The following is an 18474-nucleotide window of genomic DNA, read 5'->3' as shown; positions in this document are numbered from 1 at the left end:
AAGGATGAGTAAAGTCGCTCAAGGTTCGAGACGCATCGCCTCGCGATGCTCCTCACCATGAGCTTGCTACCGCGCTCTTGGATGCGCGGCGCGATACGCTTCCAGCAAATGCGTGCTGTCGACTTGCGTATAGATCTGCGTGGTCGCTAGTGAAGCGTGGCCGAGCAATTCCTGAATCGACCGGAGATCGCCGCCGCGCGCGAGCAGGTGCGTGGCAAAGGAATGGCGCAGTGCGTGCGGCGTTGCGCTGTCGGGCAGGCCCAGCGCGCCGCGCATGCGTTCCATCGCAAGCTGCACGATGCGCGGGCTGAGTGGCCCGCCTTTCTCGCCGCGAAAAACGGGTTCGTCTTTCGGAAAGTCGAACGGGCAAATCGCGATGTAATCGGCAATCGCCTGCGTAATCTGCGGCAGCAGCGGCACCATGCGCGTCTTGTTGCCCTTGCCGGTGACCGTGATGGTGTCCGCGGTGCCCGGCGCGGGAATCTCGCCGCGCTTCAGCGAAAGCGCTTCGGCGATGCGAAGGCCCGCGCCATATAAAAGCGAAAGCACCGCCGCGTCGCGCGCGAGCACCCACGGCTCACGCTCTTCATGTGCGCGGCTTGCGGGGTCGGCGAGTGCGCGGGCGGATTGCGCATCCAGCGGCCGCGGCAAACCTTTCTGAATCTTCGGCGCACGGACCGCGTTCAGCGCCGCGACGCTGCCACGTCCCTCGCGCTCCAGAAAGCGCGCAAAGGAGCGCGCGGCGGCAAGCGAACGAACCAGCGTGCGCGGCTGGACGTCCTGCTTGCGGCGATGCGCGAGAAAGGCGCGGACATCGGCAGGTGTCAGCTTCGCGAGCGCCGCGAGTTTCGGCGCTTCGCCGAAATGTTCGCGCAGGAAAGCGAGGAAGAACGCCACGTCGCGGGCATAGGCTTCGCAGGTTTTCGGCGACATGCGGCGCTCGTCGCGCAGCGAACCGAGCCAGCGTTGCGCGGCGGCGGATGTATCCTGCGCAGCGACTGCTAGCAGCGCTGCTTCCGCAAAGTCGCGGGCATCCCCATTTATGCGTTTCGTGCGGCTTGACATGGAATCTCGTTGTCGCTCCGCTTCGCTTAACTTCCGCTTAAACCCCGTAAACCCGCAAGAATCATGGCCGCAAAGAAACTGGCCGAACGAATCATCGACGTGCTCGTGCCGCTCGCGGTGGACCGGCCTTATTCCTATATGGCGGGCGAAGCGCTGGAGCCGGGCGACATCGTGCATGTGCCGCTGGGCAATCGCGAGGAAACCGGCGTGGTGTGGCCGGGGAGTTTCGACCGGCCCGCAAAAGCGAAACTGAAAGAAGTCATCGCGAAATCCGACCTGCCGCCGCTGCCGCTCGAACTCGTCAAGCTCATCGGCTGGATCGCGGATTACACGCTGGCACCCCGCGGTATGGTGCTGCGCATGGCGCTGAGGCGAAGCGAACTGGGCGCTGCGCGCGAAAAGATCGGCGTGCGCGTGACCGGGATAAAGCCCGAACGCATGACGGAAGCGCGCGCGCGCGTGCTGTCTCTGCTCGAGAACGGCTTGCTGCGTTCGAAATCGGAAGCGGCGGAGGAGGCCGGCGTTTCGCCGGGCGTGATCTACGGTCTGGTCGATCAGGGTGCGCTGGAAGCGGTCGCGTTGCCGCCGGAGCCGATTGCGCTGCCGCCGGATGCAGACTTCGCGGTGCCCGAACTGAATCCGGCGCAGACATCTGCGGCGAAGGAATTGCGCGAGGCCGTACGCGTGAAAAAGTTTTCCGTCAGCCTGCTCGACGGCGTCACCGGTTCCGGCAAGACGGAAGTCTATTTCGAGGCGGTAGCGGAGGTCATCAAGGCAAAGCGGCAGGCGCTAATCCTGCTCCCCGAAATCGCGCTGACGACGCGCTTTCTCGATCGCTTCGCAAAGCGTTTCGGCGTGCGTCCGGCGGAATGGCATTCGGAGATCGCGCCGCGCAAGCGCGCGAGAACATGGGAAGGTGTTGCGAAAGGCGAAATCAGCGTGGTCGCGGGCGCGCGTTCGGCATTGTTTCTGCCGTTCCGCGATCTCGCGCTGATCGTGGTCGATGAGGAGCACGATCCTGCCTACAAGCAGGAAGACGGCGTGCATTACCACGCGCGCGACATGGCGGTGGTGCGCGGGTCGCTGGCGCAATCCGCCGTCGTGCTCACCTCCGCGACGCCAAGCATCGAAACCGAAAACAACGCGCGTCGTGGCCGGTACAAGCGGCTGCAACTTTCCGAGCGCTACAGCGGCACCGAAGTGCCGCAACTCGAAGCGATCGACCTCAAGAAAGAAGGTCCGCGCAAGGGCCGCTGGATTTCGCCGCGTCTCGAACAGGCGATCCGCGATACGACTGCGCGCGGCGAGCAGTCGCTCCTGTTCCTGAACCGGCGCGGGTATGCGCCGCTGACGCTTTGCCGTTCTTGCGGGTTTCGCATTCGCTGCGTGAATTGCGACACCTGGCTGGTCGAGCATCGCTATCGCAAACGGCTGGTGTGCCATCACTGCGGGTTCGACATGCCGCCGCCCCAGCATTGCCCGAAATGCGAAGCGCCGGATTCTTTCGTGCCCATCGGTCCCGGCGTCGAACGTCTGGAGGAAGAAGTGCGCGCGATGTTTCCCGAAGCGCGCACGCTTGTGCTGTCCAGCGACATGGCGGGCGGCGTCGAGCGGCTGCGAGCCGAACTCGAAGCAGTGACGAACCGCGACGTCGATATCGTGATCGGCACGCAGCTTGTCGCGAAGGGGCATCATTTCCCCGGCCTTGCGCTGGTCGGCATCATCGATGCCGATCTCGGCCTCAACTACGGCGATCCGCGCGCGGCGGAACGCACGTTCCAGCTTCTGCATCAGGTTGTCGGCCGGGCGGGGCGCGAGAAAGCCGGCGGGCGCGGTTTGTTGCAGACCTATCAGCCCGATCATCCGGTGATGAAGGCCTTACTCGCGGGCGACCGCGACGCTTTCTACGACAGTGAGATTGCCGCCCGCGAGGAAGCGGGGCTGCCTCCGTTCGGACGCATGGCGGCGGTCATCGTTTCCGCAAAGGATGGGCCAAGCGCCGAAAAGCACGCGCGTCATCTTGCGGCGAGTGCACCGCTATCAGACGAAGTGCGCTTGCTTGGGCCGGCGGAAGCACCGCTCTCGATGATCCGCGGGCGGCATCGCTGGCGGTTGCTGGTCACCTCGCCGCGCGACTTCGATCTCTCGCATTACGTGCGCGAATGGCTCGAAGGCGCGCCGCCTGCAAAAGGCAGCGTGCGCGTGCAGATCGACGTCGATCCGCAGAGTTTTCTCTAATTCTTCGGACCCTTGAAATCGTCGAGTGCCGCGCTCGGAATCACGATCCATCCGGTCGGCGCGGGCATCGCGGTGACGTTCTGTGTCTTTCCGTAAAGGCGAACGAAGAACAACGAAGGGCCGTCCTTTCCGCCGAGTGCAAATGAATTATTCGCCGCCTCCAGCCGTGCGCCCGCATAGAACACCGTTTCCGCAATCAGGCCGCCGTTCTGCGTGCGGCCGATGATCGTGAGGCAGAGGTCTTCATTCGCATCACAGGTAGTCTTGCCGGTGACGCGAACGAGAAAAACCTGTTTGGTCAGTTGCCAGTATCGCGTTGAGGCGGCGAGTTTGTCCGCGTCCTTCCAGCCGGTCGCCGCGAGAAACGCGGCAAGCGGCTTATGCAGGGAATCCGGCAGCGCGCTGACGATTTCATCCTGCGCGCGTGCGCCGACGGCGAAAGCGCCTTGCAGCGCAAGCGTGACGGAGAGAATCCGGAACAGGTTTCGCATAGCCGAGACCTAGCAGGTTTCGTGCCGGTCCCGTCAGGTTTTGCGCTTCATCTGGATCGCGCGAAGCAAGAAGACGAGCGCGGTACCGACGCCGATTGCCACCACCAGATCCTCGAAGGCGGTGAGCAGGAAGGTGACCAGCAACACCAGCGCGTCGGCCCAGTTGTTTTTCAGTAGCGACCAGAATTCGTGCCGCTCCGCCATGTTCCACGCGACCACCGCGAGCACGGCGGCAAGCGCCGCAAGCGGGATGTAAACGGCGAGCGGTGCTGCGATCAGCATGAACAGCAGCAGATAGAGGGAGTGCAGCATGCCGGAAACCGGGCTGCGCGCGCCGGCGCGTACGTTGGTCGCGGTGCGCGCGATGGTGCCGGTTACGGGAATGCCGCCGAAGCAAACGGAGGCGATGTTGGCAAATCCCTGCGCGACCAGTTCGCCGTTCGGGCGGTGTTTTTGTCCGCTCATGCGGTCGGCGACGACGGCGGAGAGGAGCGATTCGATGGAGCCGAGCAATGCAATCGCGATGGCATCGGGCAATACGGCTTTCACCTTCTCCCAGCCGAAAACCGGCAAGGCCGGCGCAGGCAGCGAGTTCGGCACCGCGCCGAAGCGCGAACCGATGGTGGCGATGTCGAGATGAAACAGCGCGGTGATGGCCGCGCTTGCGATCACTACGATCAGGAAGCTGGGCCAGTTCGGGCGAACCTTCCGGATCAGCCACACCGCAGCGATGCATCCGAGCGCCACTGCAACCGCCGCAGGCTTGATGGTGCCGAGCGCACCCCAGAGTGCGGCGAGCTTCGCGGCAAGCGGTCCGGGTTCCTTTGTCAGTTCCAATCCGAGCAGGTCGCGCAACTGGCTCGCAAAGATGATGACCGCGATACCGGCGGTGAAGCCGACCGTCACGGTGAAGGGGATGTGGCGGATGTAGCTGCCGAGCCGCAGCAGGCCGATTGCCAGCATGATCGCGCCCGCCATCGCGGTCGCGAGCACGAGGCCGTCATAGCCATGCCGCTCCACGGTCGCCGAGACGAGGACGATAAAGGCGCCCGCGGGGCCACCGATCTGGAAGCGGCTGCCGCCGAGCAGCGAGATCAGGAACCCCCCAATGATCGCGGTGTAGAGACCCCGCTCCGGCGGCACCCCGGAGGCGATGGCAAGCGCCATCGAGAGCGGCAGGGCGACCACGGCGACCGTCAGCCCCGCGATGATGTCCGCCCGCAGGCTTGTCAGGCCGTAGCCCCGCTTGAGCACGGAAATCAGTGCGGGTTTGAACAGGAAGTCCTTGTCCGTTCCCGGGCTTTGGCTGCTGGAATCGTATGGAATCATCGCAAGTTCCCATCGTCAGCGTTGCATTCCGGGGGCGCTACCGGAAAGTCGCATCGGCTGCGGCCAAATGGGTGATTTTTCCTGCGCCCATGCGGCAAATCGGACGGGGGAAAACATTGCGTAACGGCGCGCCCGCATGGTAGCAAACGCCCGATTTTGCAGGGGTTTCGGGGGCATTCCGGCGCGTTCCGCAAAATCGGAATTCCCACTTGGATTCCAATAGTTTACGGGGCCGCCTGCGGTGGCACCGGACGCTTGGAGCGGGCATACAAGAACAGACACAGATGGCGGCTGAACAACCCATCATTTCCGGCATGGCCGGTCGTTATGCGACGGCTCTTTTCGAGCTGGCGCAGGAAGCCAAATCCGTCGATGCCGTGAAGGCCGATCTCGGCCGCTTCTCGGCTCTTCTCGCCGACAGCGGCGACCTTCTCCGCCTTGTCCGCAGCCCGGTCTTTACCGCGGAAGAGCAGACCAAGGCGGTCGAGGCCGTGCTCGCGAAAGCGAAGATTTCGGGTCTGGCCGGAAAATTCATCTCGACGGTGGCGTCCAACCGCCGCCTGTTCGCGATCTCGCAGATGATTTCCGGCTTCAACGCGCTGGTCTCGCAGGCCAAGGGCGAAACCCGCGCCGAGGTGACGGTCGCCGAGAAGCTCGACGACAAGCATCTCGCCACGCTGAAGGATGCGATTGCCGCGTCCACCAAGCAGAAGAACGTCGAACTCGACGTCAAAATCGATCCCTCGATCCTCGGCGGCCTCAAAGTGAAGATCGGCTCCCGCATGATCGATGCGTCTCTGAAAACCAAACTCAACTCCATTCGTAACGCGATGAAAGAGGTCCGCTGATGGACATCCGCGCCGCTGAAATTTCGGCAATCCTGAAAGAGCAGATCAAGAACTTCGGCGAAGCCGCCGAAGTGACCGAAGTAGGACAGGTGCTTTCCGTCGGTGACGGTATCGCCCGCGTCTATGGTCTCGATAACGTCCAGGCCGGCGAAATGGTCGAGTTCGAGAACGGCATCCGCGGCATGGCGCTCAACCTCGAGAGCGACAACGTCGGTATCGTGATCTTCGGCTCCGACCGCGACATCAAGGAAGGCCAGACCGTCAAGCGCACCCGCGCAATCGTGGACGTTCCGGTCGGCAAGGAATTGCTCGGCCGCGTCGTCGACGCGCTCGGCAATCCCATCGACGGCAAGGGTCCGATCAAGGCCGCCAAGCGCGCCCGCGTGGACGTGAAGGCGCCGGGCATCATCCCGCGGAAATCGGTGCATGAGCCGATGGCGACGGGCCTGAAGGCCATCGACGCGCTGATCCCGATCGGCCGCGGCCAGCGCGAGCTGATCATCGGCGACCGTCAGACCGGCAAGACCGCGGTCGCGCTCGACACCATCCTCAACCAGAAGCCGCTCAACGCCGCCGGTTCGCCGGAAGCGCAGAAGCTCTATTGCGTCTACGTCGCCGTCGGCCAGAAGCGCTCGACGGTTGCGCAGTTCGTGAAGGTGCTCGAAGAGCAGGGTGCGCTGGAATATTCCATCGTCGTCGCCGCGACTGCTTCGGACGCAGCGCCGATGCAGTTCCTCGCGCCGTTCTCCGGCTGCGCGATGGGCGAGTTCTTCCGCGACAACGGCATGCACGCGGTTATCATCTATGACGACCTTTCCAAGCAGGCCGTCGCGTACCGCCAGATGTCGCTGCTGCTCCGCCGTCCGCCGGGACGCGAAGCCTATCCGGGCGACGTGTTCTATCTCCACTCGCGCCTGCTCGAGCGCGCGGCGAAGATGAACGACACGCAGGGCGCAGGCTCGCTGACCGCGCTGCCGGTCATCGAGACGCAGGCGAACGACGTCTCGGCCTACATTCCGACCAACGTGATTTCGATCACCGATGGCCAGATCTTCCTCGAAACCGACCTGTTCTATCAGGGCATCCGCCCGGCGGTGAACGTCGGCCTCTCGGTGTCGCGCGTCGGTTCTTCGGCGCAGACCAAGGCGATGAAGAAGGTCGCCGGCAAGATCAAGGGCGAGCTGGCACAGTACCGCGAAATGGCGGCGTTCGCGCAGTTCGGCTCCGACCTCGACGCTGCGACCCAGCGCTTGCTGAACCGCGGTGCGCGCCTGACCGAACTCTTGAAGCAGGCGCAGTTCTCGCCGCTGAAGATGGAAGAGCAGGTCGTCGTGATCTGGGCCGGCACCAACGGCTACCTCGACCAGCTTCCGCTCAACCGCGTGAAGGCATTCGAGGACGGCCTGCTCGGCAACATCCGCTCGCAGCATGCCGGTTTGCTCGACTCGATCCGCAACTCGAAGGATCTGTCGGACGCCGATGCCGCCACGCTGAAGGCGGCGGTCGACGCTTTCGCCAAGTCGTTCGCGTAAGGAAAACGCCCGCCAATGGCTTCGCTCAAAGAACTTCGCAATCGCATCGCCTCGGTGAAGGCGACGCAGAAGATTACGAAGGCGATGCAAATGGTCGCCGCGGCGAAGCTGCGCCGCGCGCAGATGGCCGCGGAAGCCGCGCGCCCCTATGCCGAACGCATGGACGAAATCCTTGCGAGCATCGCGGGCAAGGTGGCCGGACAGGCCGGCGCTCCCGCGCTGCTCGGCGGCACCGGCAAGGACGACGTGCACATGCTGCTCGTCTGCACTGCCGAACGCGGCCTTTGCGGCGCGTTCAACTCTTCGATCGCACGCCTCGCGCGCGACCGCGCCAATGCGCTGATGGCTGCCGGCAAGACCGTCAAGATCATCTGCGTTGGCCGCAAGGGCTACGACATTCTGCGCCGCACCTTCGCGAAGCAGATCGTCGAGGTCATCGACCTGCGCACGGTCCGCACGCTCGGTTACGAGAACGCCGCTGAAATCGCGCAGAAGATCGTGGCGCGCTACGAAGCGGGCGAGTTCGACGTCTGCACGCTGTTCTATTCGCGCTTCAAGTCGGTGATCGCGCAGATCCCGACCGCGCAGCAGATCATTCCGCCGCAGCTTCCCGAAACCAAGGCCGAAGCCGCGGGCACCAATACGCCGGTTTACGAATACGAGCCGGAAGAAGACGAGATTCTCGCCGAATTGCTCCCGCGCAATCTCGCGACGCAGGTGTTCCGCGCGTTGCTGGAAAACGCAGCCTCGGAGCAGGGCGCGCGCATGTCCGCGATGGACAACGCGACCCGCAACGCCGGCGACATGATCCGCAAGCAGACCATCACTTACAACCGCACCCGTCAGGCGATGATCACGAAGGAACTGATCGAGATCATCTCCGGCGCGGAAGCGCTCTAAATTTCAGGTACGAGGTCGAACAATGGCAACGAATACTACCGGAAAAATCACGCAGGTCATCGGCGCCGTCGTCGACGTGCAGTTTGACGGTTATCTGCCGGAAATCTTGAACGCGCTGACCACGAAGAACGGCGAACAGACGCTGATCCTCGAAGTCGCGCAGCATCTCGGCGAATCGACCGTCCGCACGATTGCGATGGACTCGACCGAAGGTCTGGTGCGCGGCCAGAACGTCACCGACACCGGCCAGCCGATTGCGGTGCCGGTCGGCGACGGCACGCTCGGCCGCATCATGAACGTGGTCGGCGAGCCGATCGACGAAGCTGGTCCGGTGAAGGCTTCGGGCACACGCCCGATCCACGTGCCTGCGCCGAGCTACACCGACCAGTCGACGGAAGCGGAAATTCTCGTCACCGGCATCAAGGTCGTCGATCTCCTCGCGCCCTACGCAAAGGGCGGCAAGATCGGCCTGTTCGGCGGCGCGGGCGTCGGCAAGACCGTGCTCATTCAGGAACTGATCAACAACGTCGCGAAGGCACACGGCGGCTATTCTGTGTTCGCCGGCGTGGGCGAGCGTACCCGCGAAGGCAACGACCTTTATCACGAGTTCATCGAGTCGGGCGTGAACAAGAAGGGCGGCGGCGAAGGCTCGAAGTGCGCCCTTGTGTTCGGTCAGATGAACGAGCCGCCGGGAGCGCGCATGCGCGTCGCTCTCTCCGGACTCACGGTCGCAGAACACTTCCGCGACCAGGGCCAGGACGTGCTGTTCTTCGTCGACAACATCTTCCGCTTCACGCAGGCGGGTTCGGAAGTGTCGGCGCTGCTCGGCCGTATTCCTTCGGCGGTCGGCTACCAGCCGACGCTCGCCACCGACATGGGCGCGTTGCAGGAACGCATCACCACCACGCAGAAGGGTTCGATCACTTCGGTGCAGGCGATTTACGTGCCGGCCGACGACTTGACCGACCCGGCGCCGGCGACCTCGTTCGCGCATCTTGACGCGACGACCGTGCTGTCGCGCTCGATCGCTGAAAAAGGCATCTACCCGGCGGTCGATCCGCTCGACTCCACCTCGCGCATGCTCTCGCCGCTGATCGTCGGCGAGGAGCACTACGCGGTGTCGCGTCAGGTGCAGCAGATTCTCCAGCGCTACAAGGCGTTGCAGGACATCATCGCCATTCTCGGCATGGACGAGCTTTCGGAAGAAGACAAACTCGCGGTCTCGCGCGCGCGCAAGATCGAGCGCTTCCTCTCGCAGCCGTTCCACGTCGCCGAAGTCTTCACCGGCTCGCCGGGCAAGTTCGTCGACCTCGCCGACACCATCAAGGGCTTCAAGGGTCTTTGCGAAGGCAAGTACGACCACCTGCCGGAACCGGCCTTCTACATGGTCGGCACCATCGAAGAGGCGGTCGAGAAGGGCAAGAAGCTGGCTGCGGAAGCAGCGTAAGCTTTCAGCGCGGTGGGACGGATGAATATTAAAGTCATCGGTCTGGTGCTCGGTATCGTCGCCGGTCTCCTGATCGGCTATGTCACCCGGCCCGTCACGACCGCCGCCATTCGCGTGCCGGGCATCAACCTCGAAATCAAGACGGATGCGCCCGCGAATTCCGGCGGCCTGAATCAGGAGCAGACCCAGCACCTCGTGATCTGGGCGATCATCGGCGCCATCGTCGGTTTCGGCGGCGGCTATATCGCGGAACGCCGCCGCTAAGGATTGACGCAAGATGGCAACCTTCAAGTTCGAACTCGTCTCGCCGGCCAAGCTGCTGTTCTCCGGCGAAGTGGATGAAGTGATCGTCCCGGGCACGGAAGGCGAGTTCACCGTGCTGCCCGGTCACGCGCCGGTGGTCTCGACGCTGCGTCCTGGCATCCTCACCGTGAAGGCGGGTGCCGACGTGAAGCGCCTCTATGTCCGCGGCGGCTTTGCGGAAGCGAGCGAGCGCGGCCTCACCGTGCTGGCGGAAGATGCGACGCCCGTGGAAGAAGTGAACGCCACTGCGTTCGCTGCCGCTATCGCGGACTACGAAGGCAAGATCGCCTCGGCTTCTTCTGAAGAAACGAAGTACAAGATGGCTGAGACACTCTACCAGCTCAAAGCGGTACAGGCGCAGCTCGGCGGCAGCGCTTCCGCCGGACACTAGGACTTCGCTGAAGAGGTTTACGGGCCGCGCTTCAACAGTGCGGCCTTTTTCGTTCCCGCCTCACGCGGGATCGAGTTCGCGGGTCATGAAGACGGCGGAGCCGTAACCGGCGGTCTGGGCTTTCAGTTTTTCGTCCATGATGGTGCGGCGGAATCCGTAGCGGAACCACACCTCCTCCGAACCATAGACGGCGGCGAGGGTCATGCGCTGCAAACCCAGATCGCGTGCGGCGATGCTCAGTCTGGCCAACAGTTCCTGCAATAGACCGAGGTGGCGCGCGCGGGGCAGGAGCGCGACGTCGTGGATGAACAGCACGTCCGCATCTTCGGGCAGCTTGCCGAACAGGGTGTCGAGTTTCGGCACGTCGTTATCGCGCCAGGGGTAGGCGATGGCGTAGCCCCGCACGTTGCGGCCGTCGCAAACCACCAGACAGGTCGAAGGAGAAAGGCGGCATTTTTCCGCGAATGACTCTGCATCTTCCGGCAGGTCGGGATGAATGATCTTCGCGATCCGGTCGATTTCGGAAATGTCGGCAGTCGTCGCCGCGCGCCAGCGTGGATCGCCTGTTTCCGTCATGATCCGTTTGCGAATCCCATAAAGCCTCTGACGACGTCATCGTAAACCGGCCGCTTGAACGGCACGATCAGTTGCGGGGTATTCTCGAGGCGCTCCCAGCGCCATTCCACGAACTCGGGCTTGTGCGCGCCGCCGCCCGGTGTCGCGACGTCGATCTCGCTCTCGTCGCCGGTGAAACGCAACGCGAACCATTTCTGTTTCTGGCCGCGGTATTTGCCCTTCCACGCCTGTCCCGCGATGCCGCGCGGGATGTCGTATTTCAACCAGCCGTCGATTTCGCCGAGTCTCTTGATCGAGCGGATGTTCGTCTCTTCGTAAAGTTCACGCAAGGCTGCCTCGAACGGGTCTTCGTTCTCGTCGATGCCGCCTTGCGGCATCTGCCAGGAATGGGTTGCGTCCACATGTTCGGGACCGCCCAGCCGGCGGCCGACGAATACACGGCCTTCCGGATTGAAGACCGCGAGGCCGACGCAGGCACGATAGGGCAGGTCTTCGAAGTTTTGCTTTTCGCTGTTCTTCATGGGCGCGTTCTACAACGCGGCCGCGTCACAGTCAGCTTTGTTTGGCGCGGCGGAGGAAGGCGGCGCTGACCGGAACCAGCCGGATACCACGGGCTTCAAGTGTCTTTGCCCACCGCGCGATCCGTTCCAGCGTGACCGGCAAGGCGGCCGCCGTGGCGATGGCGACGCCTTTTTCGTTGGCCATGGTTTCGAGGCGCGCAAGCGCCGCGTCGATCTCCGACCAATCGGTTTTCATGTCCAGCACGGCATCCGCGCGCAGCAACAGGTTCTTCGGATTGCCGGGAACCGTGCGCACCGTGGAACGTGGCGAGGAACCGTCGTCGAGATATAGCAGCCCGCGCTTGTTGGTATCGGCGATGACCGGGGCGAGCGCGTCGGCGCTGGCGGTGAAGCGTGCGCCCATGAAGTTCATCACGCCGACATAGCCCTGCGCGCGGCTCAGGAAGAAATGCAGGCGGTCGATGTTCTGGTCTTTCGGTGCACTGGTGATCAGGGTTTGCGGACCGGGGTCGTTGTCGGGGTAGTCGAACGGCTCCATCGGAATCTGGAGCAACACCTCGTGGCCGGTGCTGCGCGCACGTCCGATCCAGCGCTGCAATTCGCTGCTGTAGGGAATGAAGGCGAGGGTGACGCCGGGCGGCAGTTTCAAGATCGCGTCATTGGTCGCGCTGTCGCTGACGCCGAGGCCGGTAATGACGATTGCGATCAGGGAGTCGGCGCTGCCGGCCGGGACGGGAAGCGGGCTGGCATAGACATCCAGCGGGCGGCTGCCGTCGGTACCGGTCTTCGGGATCGAGCCGTGCTTGCCCGGTTCGATCAGGCGGGGATCGGCGCCCGGCAAATTGCTGTTGTCGGGTACGGTCTGCAACTGCGGCGCATTCGGATTGTCCTGCGGCTGCTGTTGCTGTTGCGGCGGGTCGTTGACCAGCACTTCGCGCTTCTGGCCGGTCTTGCCGTCGATGATGGTGACGGTGCGGTCGTTCGCGGAGGGCGGTTTGACCGGCTGCTGGTCTTTTGTCTTTTGCTGCGGCGGTTGCTGGGGTTGATCCGCAGGCGGCGCGGTATTCTCGATCTTCACGATGGCGCGCGGCTCGCCGCCGAGCGGGTCGTCGTGCAGGAGAATCCAGATCATCGCGCCCGCGAAGGCAAGCGTCAGCCCGCCCGCGATCAGCGTCAGCGGACGCACGGGAAACCGGAAGCGCGGGGCCTCCGGGGTCTTCGCTTTCAGGGGCTTTTCGAGATCGTCCGCCACAGCGATCTCCTTCGTTTCCGAATCAAGCGGCAGTTTATCACGCCAAAGCAAAAGCCCCGCCGGGATGCGGCGGGGCTTTCGATTTTATCTTCGTTTGCGAAGGCTTAGTTCGGGACCGCCTTCGGGTTCGGCGGGAAGGCCGAATGCTTCTGAATACCGCGCAGGAGATCGAGCGCGAGGTTCAGCTGCTTGTCGTCCTTCGGATCCGGCGGGATGTAGGCCGGAGAACCCGCCTGTTCCTCGCCTTCCTGGGTCTTCAGGTGGCCCTTGAGCGAAGCCTCGCCCTTCGGCTCGAACTTGCCTTTCAGCTCATCCGGCAGGTCCTGCACCAGCTCGATGTCGGGCGTAATGCCTTTCGCCTGAATCGATTTGCCGGAGGGCGTGTAGTAGCGGGCCGTGGTCAGCTTCAGCGCACCGAAGTTGCCGATCGGGATCACGGTCTGCACCGAGCCTTTGCCGAAGGTGCGCGAGCCGAGCAACGTCGCGCGCTTGTGGTCCTGCAACGCGCCGGCCACGATTTCGGAAGCCGAAGCCGAGCCGCCGTTGGTCAGCACGATCAGCGGCTTGCCGTTGATCACGTCGCCGGGACGCGCGTTGTGACGCTGCGCGCCGTCGGTGCGGCCGCGGGTCGAGACGATCTCGCCGCGTTCTAGGAAGGCGTCCGAAACCGCGATTGCCTGGTCGAGCAGGCCGCCGCCGTTGTTGCGCAGATCGAGGATGTAGCCCTTGAGCTTGTCGTTCGGGATCTTTTCCTTGATCTCCTTCACCGCTTCGAGAAGCTGCGTGATGGTGCGTTCGCCCTGGAAGCTGACGAGGCGGATGTAGCCGACGTCATCCTCGATCTTGAAGCGTACGTTGCGGATCGAGATGACTTCGCGCACCAGCTTGATTTCGACGGGCTTCTCGACACCCTTGCGCTGGATGCGGATGGTGATCGGAGTATTCACCGGCCCGCGCATCTTCTCGACCGCCTGTTCGAGCGAAAGGCCCTTCACTGGTTCGCCGTCGAGATGCGTGATCAGGTCGTTCGGCTGCACGCCGCCGCGCGCGGCGGGCGTGTTGTCGATGGGGGAGACCACCTTCACGAGGCCGTCTTCCATCGTGACCTCGATGCCGAGGCCGCCGAACTCGCCGCGGGTCTGCGTCTGCATATCGCGGAAATTCTTGATGTCGAGGAAGGCGGAGTGCGGGTCGAGCGACGAGAGCATGCCGTTGATGGCCGCCTCGATCAGCTTGGCGTCGTCGACCTTCTCGACGTACTGCGCGCGGACATGCTCGAAAATATCGCCGAACAGATTGAGCTGGCGGTATGTGTCGGACGTCGCGGCGCGCGCGCCCGAGAACAGCTGCGGCTGGGCGGCCACGGCTGCAAGCAAGGCGCCGGTTACGGCGCCAATCAGAAACAACGAAAGTTTACGCATCATCCGCGAGCCTTCTGGTTGTCGGTTGCCAGCCACCACGGGCCGGAATCAATCGATTCGCCGTCCTTGCGAAATTCGACATAGAGAATCGATTTTGGGGTCTTGGCCTCCTTGCGGGAGGCTGCTTCAGGTCCTGGTCCCATCACTGCCACGGGTTCGCCCGAGCGGACGAATTGCCCAAGTTCCACAGTGAAATTTCCCACCCCCGCCAATAAGACATGATACCCGCCGCCTACGTTGAGGATCAAGAGATTGCCGTAGCCACGGAAAGGTCCGGCAAACACGACCCGGCCGTCGGCGGGGGCAATTACGTCGCTTCCGGCGCTGGTTTCGATGGAAATACCGGCCGATTGCGGCTTCGGATCGGTGCCGGAAGGATTTTCTCGTAAAATTCTGCCCCGGACCGGTAACGATAATTTGCCCCGCGTTTTTGCGAAGGGGATCGCCGGGTCCTGCCGGGTGGGGTCGGCGAGCGTGGGGTCGATGGCCGTCTCCCGGTTCGCGCTGGCTGCCTTGGTGGAGGCTTCGATTTCGCGCTCCATGCGCGCAACCAGATCCTGCACGTTGCCGGCCTGCTGGCTCAGGGCGAGCGCGCGATTTTTCTGTTCGCGGAGCTTGGCGTCGTTCGCGTTGATCGCGCGCTGGCGTTCGGCGACCAGCGCGGCGAGGCGGCGACGCTCCAGATCGAGTTCGGCGCGGGATGCGGTGAGTGTGCTGCGCTCGGCGTCTATCTTCGTTCGGGTAGCGGAAAGTTCGGCAAGCTGCGCGGTTAGTTCGCTCGCCTGTTCGCGGAGAACGGGTGCGGCTTCGCCAAGCAGCAACGCTGCGCGCGCAGACGCGACTGCATCGCCCGGATGCAAAAGAAGCGCGACCGATTGCTGGCGGTTCATGCGCAGCAACGCGCCGAGCGCCGCCTCCAGCGCCGTGCTTTGCGTTTGCAGGGAGGCGGATAGCTGCGCTTCGCGTTTCAGGAGCGGTGCCAGCTCTCGTTCGATGGCTGCAAGGCGCGTTTCGATTTCACGAATGCGCGCGACGGTATTCGTCAATGCCTGCGAAAGCCGGACGCGGTCGCCGCGCAGCGCTTCCGCCTCGGTTTTCAGTTTCGCGTTGATGGCTTCCGCGCGCTTGAGGTCGTCTTTGAGGATTTCGAGTTCGCGCTCGCGTTCGAGCTTCTCGATTTCCTTCGCGGACTGCGGGGTCTGCTGCGCAAGCGAAATCGCGCCGCCGGCGAGCGCGGCGGCGAGAACGGAGATCGTAAGCGCTACTACTTTCCTTGCCGCATTGCCGGGAAGCATCAGTCGCCGCGGTGATAGGGGTGTCCCGAAAGAATCGTGACGGCCCGGTAAATCTGCTCGGCCAGCAGGATACGGACGATCTGGTGCGGAAACGTGGCGGCGCCGTAAGCGACGGTGAGATCGGCTTTTTTCCGGACGGTATCGTCGAGGCCGTCGGCGCCGCCGAGCAGGAAGGCGACGCTACCCGCGCCGTCGTCGCGCAGCCGCGCCAGCTTCTTCGCGAAATCCTCGCTGGAAATGCTTTTCCCGCGCTCGTCGAGCGCGATGATTTTCGCTTTCGCAGGCAAGGCCGCGAGCAGCGCTTTCGCCTCGTCGGATTTTCGCTTCATCGCGGTTTGCGCCGGGCTTTCCGGAATCTCGGCGATTTCCAGCGGCGCGAGCGAGAGTGCTTTTCCGGTTGCGTTGGTGCGCTCGACATAGCGCGCAAGCAATTCGCGCTCCGGTCCCGCCTTCAGGCGGCCGACGGCAGCGATCAGCAGCCGCATCGCGTGCGCGCTTTACGCCTTGGCGGTGGCGCGGGAGCGCACCGACCACATCTTCTCTAAATTGTAGAACTCGCGCACTTCGGGGCGGAAGATGTGCACGATCACGTCGCCGGCGTCGATCAGTACCCAGTCGGCGGCGGGCAGGCCCTGCACGCGCGTTTTTATGCCGTGCTTGCCGAGCGTTTCGGTCAGGTGATCGGCAATCGCGGCAACATGACGGTTCGAGCGTCCGGTGGTGACGACCAGATCGTCGGCGATGGACGTTCGCCCGCGGACATCGATCGAAACCGTGTCCTCGGCCTTGTCGTCCTCAAGCTGTTGCAGGATAGTGGGAAGAAGGGCGGGCTGTTCTGTGCGCGCCACAACTTTGGGCTTCGCGGCCTTTCGTGCCGTTACGCTGCGTACCTTGGTTGCCAGGCTATCGATTCCTTCCATCAGGCCTCGGGTAGCGAATCGGTACTGAGGGAAAGCATACGCCTCTCCTGTTACCGTTCAATTACTAACCCTGCCGTGTTCCCTTCATGCGTAAGCTGGTGGAAGAGAGCGGCGATTTCAAGCCGTGCAGATAAATCCACGCAGGCGGCTGCATGGACATCAAGAGAGCCGCATCGCTTTCGTCCATGCGGTAGCGGGCGAGCGCATGTGAGGCTTTCGAGGAAAGCGGTGCGTCCTCGTCGCCGGGCCGCTCGATCACGGCGAAGGGCATCATGCGCGCAATTTCCTGCCAGCGCTTCCAGCGGTGGAACTGCGCGAGGTTGTCCGCGCCCATCAGCCAGACGAAGCGCACGCGCGGATGTTCCGCGGCGAGACGTTTCAAGGTGTCGAAGGTGTAGCGAGTCCGGTAGGCGACTTCCGGTGCGCATACATCGATATAGGGAGAAGCCGCGACCGCGCGCGCCTGTTCGATGCGCTGCTCGACCGGCGGCAACGCGGCGTTCTCCTTCAGCGGATTGCCGGGCGAGACCAGCCACCACACGCGGTCGAGGCCAAGGCGTTTCCATGCGAGTAAACTGAGCGCGCGGTGCGCTTCATGCGCGGGATTGAAACTGCCGCCGAGCAGGCCGATCCGCATTCCGGGCGAAGCGATGGGCGCGCGGAAATTCAAGGGCGGGTCTGGCCGTTGCCGTGGACGCGATACTTGAACGAGGTGAGTTGCTCGACGCCGACCGGGCCGCGCGCGTGCATGCGCCCGGTGGCGATGCCGATTTCCGCGCCGAAGCCGAACTCGCCGCCATCCGCGAACTGCGTGGAGGCGTTATGCAGCACGATGGCGGAATCGACTTCGCGGAGAAAAACTTCCGCTTCCGAAGGATCGTCGGTCACGATGGCGTCGGTGTGCTGCGAGCCGTATTTCGCGATGTGATCCATCGCGGCCTGCAAGCCGTCGACGACCTTCACCGCGATGATCGCGTCGAGATATTCCTTCGGCCAGTCTTCCTCGCTCGCCGCCTTCACGCGCGGATCGGCGGCGCGGGTCGCTTCGTCGCCGCGCACTTCGCAGCCGGCCCCGAGCAGCATTTCGACCAGCGGCTTCAGGTGCGTGGCCGCGGCCTTTTTATCGACCAGCAACGTTTCGGCGGAACCGCAGACGCCGGTGCGGCGCATCTTAGCGTTGAAGACGATGCCTTTCGCCATTTCGAGATCGGCGGGCGCGTGCACGTAAACGTGGCATACGCCTTCGAGGTGCGCGAACACGGGTACGCGCGCTTCCTTCTGCACGCGCGCGACCAGGCTTTTGCCGCCGCGCGGCACCACGACGTCGATGTTGCCGTCGAGGCCGGAGAGGATTTCGCCGACGGCGGCGCGGTCGGTGGTCGGCACAAGCTGGATTGCGTCTTCGGGCAGGCCCGCTTCCTTCAGGCCCGCGACGAGACATTCATGGATCGCGCGGCTGGAATGGAAGCTGTCGGAGCCGCCGCGCAGAATCACCGCGTTGCCCGCTTTCAGGCAAAGCGAACCGGCGTCCGCCGTGACGTTCGGGCGGCTTTCGTAGATCACGGCGACGACGCCGAGCGGCGTGCGCACGCGCTGGAAGATCAAGCCGTTCGGCTGCTGCCAGTCGGCGATGACTTCGCCGACAGGATCGGGCAGCAGCGCGACCTGCTCGACGCCCGCGGCAATCGCATCGACGGATTTTCCGGTCAGCGTGAGGCGGTCGAGGAATGCCGCGGAGATGTTCTGGCTTTTCGCGGCCTCGATGTCCTTGGCATTGGCCGCGAGGATTTTATCCTTGTTCGCGCGGATGGCCTTCGCCGCGGCTTCCAGCGCATCGGTCTTGCGCGCGGATTCGGCAAGGCCGAGCACGCGCGCGGCCTTGCGCGCACGAACGCCGATGTCGCGCATCAGCACCGTCACGTCGCCGGTTTCGCGGACGTTCATC

General features: G+C 63.8%; 19 protein-coding genes. 7 read left to right on the top strand and 12 right to left on the bottom strand.

Features of this window, described 5'->3' with window-relative positions; genetic code table 11:
- Positions 1–66 precede the first annotated feature (66 nt).
- Positions 67–1065: a tyrosine recombinase XerC gene (locus KF794_14055; protein QYK44860.1), complete on the bottom strand. Its 999-nt coding sequence runs from the start codon at positions 1063–1065 to the stop codon at positions 67–69.
- A 63-nt stretch (positions 1066–1128) separates the two neighbouring features.
- Between KF794_14055 and KF794_14050 the strand changes: the two genes are divergently transcribed.
- Positions 1129–3303, top strand: a complete 2175-nt coding sequence (locus tag KF794_14050) for a primosomal protein N' (protein ID QYK44859.1) — start codon at positions 1129–1131, stop codon at positions 3301–3303.
- Here KF794_14050 and KF794_14045 read toward each other — a convergent pair.
- Both KF794_14045 and KF794_14040 read right to left on the bottom strand, forming a co-directional pair.
- The gene (locus tag KF794_14045; GenBank protein QYK44858.1) at positions 3300–3794 is read right to left on the bottom strand and encodes a hypothetical protein; all 495 of its coding nucleotides are present in this window, start codon (positions 3792–3794) and stop codon (positions 3300–3302) included. The genes KF794_14050 and KF794_14045 overlap by 4 nt on opposite strands.
- Positions 3795–3827: 33 nt before the next feature.
- Entirely contained in the window at positions 3828–5123 is a 1296-nt protein-coding gene (locus KF794_14040; GenBank protein QYK44857.1) for a sodium-independent anion transporter, read from the bottom strand.
- 284 nt (positions 5124–5407) lie between these two features.
- Between KF794_14040 and KF794_14035 the strand changes: the two genes are divergently transcribed.
- From KF794_14035 to KF794_14010, 6 genes are read left to right on the top strand one after another with little or no spacing between them, the layout of a single operon-like run.
- Positions 5408–5971 (top strand): F0F1 ATP synthase subunit delta, encoded by a 564-nt coding sequence (locus KF794_14035; GenBank protein ID QYK44856.1) that lies wholly within the window; start codon positions 5408–5410, stop codon positions 5969–5971.
- Positions 5971–7503, top strand: a complete 1533-nt coding sequence (atpA, locus tag KF794_14030) for a F0F1 ATP synthase subunit alpha (protein QYK44855.1) — start codon at positions 5971–5973, stop codon at positions 7501–7503. The genes KF794_14035 and atpA overlap by 1 nt, the downstream gene beginning before the upstream one ends.
- Before the next feature lie 15 nt (positions 7504–7518).
- On the top strand, positions 7519–8403 hold the full coding sequence (locus KF794_14025) for a F0F1 ATP synthase subunit gamma (GenBank protein QYK44854.1): 885 nt from the start codon (positions 7519–7521) through the stop codon (positions 8401–8403).
- Between the two features lie 22 nt (positions 8404–8425).
- The gene (atpD, locus tag KF794_14020) at positions 8426–9850 is read left to right on the top strand and encodes a F0F1 ATP synthase subunit beta (GenBank protein ID QYK44853.1); all 1425 of its coding nucleotides are present in this window, start codon (positions 8426–8428) and stop codon (positions 9848–9850) included.
- A gap of 21 nt (positions 9851–9871) precedes the next feature.
- Entirely contained in the window at positions 9872–10114 is a 243-nt protein-coding gene (locus KF794_14015; GenBank protein QYK44852.1) for a hypothetical protein, read from the top strand.
- Between the two features lie 13 nt (positions 10115–10127).
- On the top strand, positions 10128–10544 hold the full coding sequence (locus tag KF794_14010) for a F0F1 ATP synthase subunit epsilon (GenBank protein ID QYK44851.1): 417 nt from the start codon (positions 10128–10130) through the stop codon (positions 10542–10544).
- Between the two features lie 60 nt (positions 10545–10604).
- Here KF794_14010 and KF794_14005 read toward each other — a convergent pair whose 3' ends face one another.
- The 9 genes from KF794_14005 to KF794_13965 all read right to left on the bottom strand — a co-directional run bounded on the left by KF794_14005 (position 10605) and on the right by KF794_13965 (position 18473).
- A complete protein-coding gene (locus KF794_14005; GenBank protein ID QYK44850.1) occupies positions 10605–11120 on the bottom strand; it encodes a GNAT family N-acetyltransferase in 516 nt (171 codons plus the stop codon).
- A complete protein-coding gene (locus tag KF794_14000) occupies positions 11117–11641 on the bottom strand; it encodes an RNA pyrophosphohydrolase (GenBank protein ID QYK44849.1) in 525 nt (174 codons plus the stop codon). Before KF794_14000 ends, KF794_14005 begins: the two co-directional genes overlap by 4 nt.
- 31 nt (positions 11642–11672) lie before the next feature.
- Complete coding sequence (locus tag KF794_13995; GenBank protein QYK44848.1) at positions 11673–12893, bottom strand: divergent polysaccharide deacetylase family protein; 1221 nt, start codon at positions 12891–12893, stop codon at positions 11673–11675.
- A 104-nt stretch (positions 12894–12997) separates the two neighbouring features.
- On the bottom strand, positions 12998–14317 hold the full coding sequence (locus KF794_13990) for a S41 family peptidase (protein QYK44847.1): 1320 nt from the start codon (positions 14315–14317) through the stop codon (positions 12998–13000).
- A complete protein-coding gene (locus KF794_13985) occupies positions 14314–15609 on the bottom strand; it encodes a peptidoglycan DD-metalloendopeptidase family protein (GenBank protein ID QYK44846.1) in 1296 nt (431 codons plus the stop codon). The genes KF794_13990 and KF794_13985 overlap by 4 nt, the downstream gene beginning before the upstream one ends.
- Positions 15609–16094 carry a 23S rRNA (pseudouridine(1915)-N(3))-methyltransferase RlmH gene (rlmH, locus tag KF794_13980; protein ID QYK44845.1) on the bottom strand — a complete coding sequence of 162 codons (486 nt, stop codon included), beginning with the start codon at positions 16092–16094 and terminating at the stop codon, positions 15609–15611. The genes KF794_13985 and rlmH overlap by 1 nt, the downstream gene beginning before the upstream one ends.
- Before the next feature lie 12 nt (positions 16095–16106).
- Positions 16107–16529: a ribosome silencing factor gene (gene rsfS / locus KF794_13975; GenBank protein QYK44844.1), complete on the bottom strand. Its 423-nt coding sequence runs from the start codon at positions 16527–16529 to the stop codon at positions 16107–16109.
- Positions 16530–16593: 64 nt separating this feature from the next.
- Positions 16594–17166, bottom strand: coding sequence for a nicotinate-nucleotide adenylyltransferase (locus KF794_13970; GenBank protein ID QYK46716.1), 573 nt, complete (start codon positions 17164–17166; stop codon positions 16594–16596).
- A 29-nt stretch (positions 17167–17195) separates the two neighbouring features.
- Entirely contained in the window at positions 17196–18473 is a 1278-nt protein-coding gene (locus tag KF794_13965; GenBank protein QYK44843.1) for a glutamate-5-semialdehyde dehydrogenase, read from the bottom strand.
- Position 18474: the final 1 nt, after the last annotated feature.

The organism is Xanthobacteraceae bacterium, from assembly GCA_019454205.1.
Taxonomy (GTDB): domain Bacteria; phylum Pseudomonadota; class Alphaproteobacteria; order Rhizobiales; family Xanthobacteraceae.
This window is presented reverse-complemented; position numbering and strand designations above follow the sequence as displayed.